The organism is Flavobacteriales bacterium (genome assembly GCA_013001705.1).
Taxonomy (GTDB): Bacteria; Bacteroidota; Bacteroidia; order Flavobacteriales_D; family JABDKJ01; genus JABDLZ01.
This window is the reverse complement of the sequence record JABDLZ010000054.1, coordinates 1-4284: the sequence shown is the minus strand read 5'-3', so window position 1 is coordinate 4284 and position 4284 is coordinate 1. Positions and strand designations below refer to the sequence as shown.

General features: G+C 50.6%; 6 protein-coding genes. 5 read left to right on the top strand and 1 reads right to left on the bottom strand.

The window, feature by feature from the left end:
• The 5 genes from HKN79_02000 to HKN79_01980 all read left to right on the top strand — a co-directional run.
• On the top strand, positions 1–921 hold a 921-nt coding region (locus tag HKN79_02000; protein ID NNC82323.1), incomplete at its 5' end, for a hypothetical protein.
• Between the two features lie 11 nt (positions 922–932).
• A complete protein-coding gene (locus HKN79_01995) occupies positions 933–1589 on the top strand; it encodes a hypothetical protein (GenBank protein ID NNC82322.1) in 657 nt (218 codons plus the stop codon).
• Positions 1590–1612: 23 nt separating this feature from the next.
• Positions 1613–2371 carry a glycosyltransferase family 2 protein gene (locus HKN79_01990; GenBank protein NNC82321.1) on the top strand — a complete coding sequence of 253 codons (759 nt, stop codon included), beginning with the start codon at positions 1613–1615 and terminating at the stop codon, positions 2369–2371.
• Position 2372: 1 nt separating this feature from the next.
• Complete coding sequence (locus HKN79_01985) at positions 2373–2732, top strand: DUF1304 domain-containing protein (protein NNC82320.1); 360 nt, start codon at positions 2373–2375, stop codon at positions 2730–2732.
• 5 nt (positions 2733–2737) lie between these two features.
• On the top strand, positions 2738–3139 hold the full coding sequence (locus tag HKN79_01980; GenBank protein ID NNC82319.1) for a hypothetical protein: 402 nt from the start codon (positions 2738–2740) through the stop codon (positions 3137–3139).
• Here the strand turns inward: HKN79_01980 and HKN79_01975 are convergent.
• A partial coding sequence (locus HKN79_01975; protein ID NNC82318.1) for an MFS transporter occupies positions 3140–4284 on the bottom strand: 1145 nt, incomplete at its 5' end.

Sequence of the window (4284 nt, the reverse complement as noted above, 5' to 3'; positions counted from 1 at the left end):
TATCATTTCCTCGAGCACAGAGGAATCGATGCCAGCATTCCTTTCCTACCCCTGAGCACCATAGGTATCGCAGTGGCCTTCTATGTAGGATTCAAGAACAATCAGGCATATGACCGATTCTGGGAAGGGCGTAAGATCTGGGGCGGTATAGTGAATTACAGCCGCACTTGGGGCAATCAGGTAATGAGCTTCGTGACGATGCGCGTGGCCAATGAAAGCATCACAGAGGAGGAAATGCGAAATGTGCATAAGCGACTCATATACAGGCATATGGCATGGATGAATGCATTAAGACTTCAATTGCGTCAAGCTTCTACGTTCAGCATCGACCATTCGCGTGGTACTGCTGGAAAATTCCATCGAGGGAGGCCGGAGGTCATCCACTGGAGAGATGAGGTAGGACCCTTCCTCAAAGAGACCGAGCTGGAAGGCTGCAAGATGGCCAAGAACACTGCCACACATCTCATCCGCTTGCAAGGAGAAGAACTCAAGATGCTGATGGAGAAAGGGCTCATCGAGGATTTCAGGCATATGGAGATGATGCGTGTAATGGAAGAATGCTATAATCTCCAAGGCAAGTGCGAACGGATCAACAACACTCCACTGCCTCGTCAATACGCCTATTTCAGCACGGTATTCGTTTGGATTTTCTTACTACTCCTCCCATGGGGCTTGATGGGGGAATTCATGGAGATGGGGCATGCGCTCATGTGGTTGATGATCCCATTCAGCGTGGTGGTCTCTTGGATCTTCTATACCATGGAGATCGTTGGAGATAACAGCGAGGACCCTTTTGAGAATTACATCAACGATGTACCGATGACCGCCTTGTGCCGTACCATCGAGATCGACCTGAGACAGATGCTGGGTGAGACCGACCTACCCCCGAAGATCGAACCGGTGGATGGTATACTTATGTAAATCCATTTATCATGACCCGACACATCCTATTTCTGAATTTGGTCTGGATCATAACTGCTTGCGGGGCGCAGAAGAAAGATGCACTGGATAGCCAGATGGAGCGCCCAGCTGATGAAAAACTCTACGACCAGGAAGAAGAACTCGTTGAATTGCTGATCGGCAGCTTCAGTAGCGCTGAACAGGCAGCGAGCGACACCAATTACTACGACATCTCCCTGCATATGGTGCCTATCTGGACCGATCTCCCAGGGCACTATCTCTATGTAGAACAAGCAGTGACGGCCATGCCGCAGCGTCCGTACCGCCAGCGGGTCTACCATGTACATCGCGAGGGGGACCTATATTACAGTGATGTCTACACACTCCAACACGACTCGCTATTTATCGGTAAATGGACGGAGCCCGATTACTTCTCCGACTATGACACTTCTATACTCACAGAGCGCATAGGATGCACGGTCATCCTCAAGCGCTTAGGAGATAGGCACTATCGAGGGAGCACCCGGGATCGCGATTGCGAATCCTCTTTTCAAGGAGCAAGCTACGCTACTTCAGAAGTGGAGATCGAAGGCGATGTGATCACCAGCTGGGATCGTGGATTCGATATGAACGATGACCATGTATGGGGTGCCACCCAAGGTCCATACATCTTCAAGCGCAAAGAATAGCCGACCCTTCAATCTCCCTGATCTTGAGCCGACTTTCAGCTGTCATTATCACCTATAACGAGGAGCGGAACATCCGCAGGTGTCTGGAATCCCTGCAGGGCATTGCCGATGAGATCCTTGTGGTAGACTCCTACTCCAGCGACCAGACCGAGGTCATCTGCCGGGAATTCGATGTGCGTTTCATCCAGAACATCTTTGCCGGCCATATCGAGCAGAAGAATTTTGCCATGAAGCAGGCCAAATACGATCTGATACTATCACTGGATGCCGATGAGGCCCTGAGTCCGGAATTGCAGCAATCCATACGTTCCATCACCGACCGATCGGGTGATACGGCCTATAGCTTCAATCGACTGACCAATTACTGCCGTAAGTGGATACACCATTGCGGATGGTATCCCGATACAAAGACCCGACTCTGGGACAGGCGAAGAGGAAAATGGGGAGGTACCAATCCACACGATAAGGTAATACTGCACGATGACGTGGATGTGAGCCGTCTGAATGGAGATTTATATCACTACTCCTTTTATACGGTAGAGGAGCACATGCGACAGATCGACTATTTCACGGATATCAGTTCCAAGGCTGCCTATGAGAATGGTAAGTGGTCCAATGTCTTGAAACTGATCGTCAAACCGGCCTTCAAGTTCTTCAGGGATTATATCCTCAAGCTGGGAATTCTAGATGGATACTATGGATTCATCATCTGTAAGAACAGTACCTACGCCAAGTACCTGAAGTACAAAAAGCTGATGGACCTTCAAAATCAATCAGATTGAGATGGAATTGCTCGTAGATATACTTATCGGCTTGGTCGCCTTGCTCCATCTGCTCTTCCTTTGGTTGGAGATGTTCGCATGGACCACGCGTGCCTACAAGGTATTCAAAGGCTATTCGAGAGAATTCTTCCAGCAAACACGTGTCTTAGCGGCCAATCAGGGTTTGTACAATGGTTTCCTAGCGGCCGGTCTCATCTGGAGCTTCTTCATCTCCGATCTGGTATGGCAGGAGAATATCCGTCTGTTCTTTCTCTTCTGTGTAGTGCTGGCCGGTATCTATGGTGCAGTTACAGCGAGTAGAAAGATCTTCTTCATTCAAGCGCTTCCCGCGCTGATCGCTATCTTACTCATTCTAATATGAAGGACATGGAAAAACGAGGTAAAGACGATCCGTGGAAACTGAAGACCCCTCCAGGTAGTTCATCCTATGAGATGTATATCGATGAGAAGGACGGAAAAGAGATCATCGTGTGCACGGTGGGTAAGACTGTGTTACACTACGATGCCCGCTGTATCGATGATCTGCACCAGATGCTGAAGGATCACGGGGACTGGATGCTGCTCGGTTCCAAAGATGAGAAGGTGGCTACTAAAGAAGGCACGGTGGAGCATTGGGCCCGCTCATCCGACAATCCGGTAGGTGGATGGTATGGACTGAAGAAGAATTTCAGAGGAAGGTTTGCCAACTATGTTCCACCGCTCATGGAAGAACTCGGTCTGGCCGAGGTAGAGCATAATGCGCGCAACAACCGCATGCGGGCCAAGTGATCATCCGTTCTTAGGTGACATCATCCTTCTGAATATCCACGTGGTCAACAGACCCAGTCCGGCAAAGCCCATCAGGAGCATGAATACATAGCGATGTCCGGTCAGTCCGGGATAACTATCGAGTAGGATGCCCATCAATGGGGCCATATAGATGTCCGGTAGATAGCCGATTATAGACGCGATACCCACCGCTGTACCTGTATACAGCACAGGGATCCTTCCCTCTTGCATGATGGCGAAGTATAAGCCTCGCATGGCAAATACTCCTAGACTGGTCGCAATGATCCCGATGAATACCATCAAGGTATCGTGCTGCTCCACCGGACCAAAAGCAATTGCCAGACCTCCGAGGAGCATCAGAGTAAAACTCCATAGCACCATCTTGGAAGTGCTGATCCTATCGGCCAGAATTCCAGCGATAATGGCAGCCACTGGACGGAGCCAAAGACTCAAGGTACCAATACCTGCTGCTTGCACTTCGTCATAATCGAGCACATCCTTGGCCATGAGCGAGATATCATCGGCCACACGATAGCCTGAATAGGCACAGAGGATGATGAGCGCCTGTAGCCAGACGGCCGGCAAGGACATCACCCCTTTGATTTCTGACCAGGTCAAACTATCGATGGCCACGCCTTCTACACCCGAAAGCCGCCTGAGCACGAAGAATACCAAGAGGCTGGTCAGGAATACCAGGCAGCAGAAGAAGAGGATGACCTTCTGAAAGGCTGCCGTCCGCTGTGCGATATCGGCACTTTCTACATCCTCGGGCAAGAAGTATGAGAGCATACCTACCGCTATGAGCCCGATGATGGCGGCCACCGCTCCTCTACCCCCATCCAATAGTCCGAAGGAGAGTCCTTGGGAATGCTCTCCCCCGATGAGTCGGGTCGTGCGCATGAGGGAGGCCCAGAAGAGAAAGATGGTCGTAAGCCCCCAGAATCCATAGACGTAGAACATCCCTTGTATATCAGGGATGGTCGTGAAGAAGAGCCCGCCCAAGGCAGTGGATAGAAGGGCGACAGTCATCAGACCATGAGGAGGGAATCGATCGGCCAAGGGTCCACCGAAGAGGTAGGCAAAGATGGCGATGACACCATAGACCGAGAAGAAGGTGCCCAACTCGAAATTGCTGATATCGAATA

Excerpts from the sequence above, each read along its gene's own strand:
- HKN79_01995 (NNC82322.1), top strand. The coding sequence starts at position 933 with ATGACCCGACACATCCTATTTCTGAATTTGGTCTGGATCATAACTGCT.
- HKN79_01985 (NNC82320.1), top strand. The coding sequence starts at position 2,373 with ATGGAATTGCTCGTAGATATACTTATCGGCTTGGTCGCCTTGCTCCAT.
- HKN79_01980 (NNC82319.1), top strand. The coding sequence starts at position 2,738 with ATGGAAAAACGAGGTAAAGACGATCCGTGGAAACTGAAGACCCCTCCA.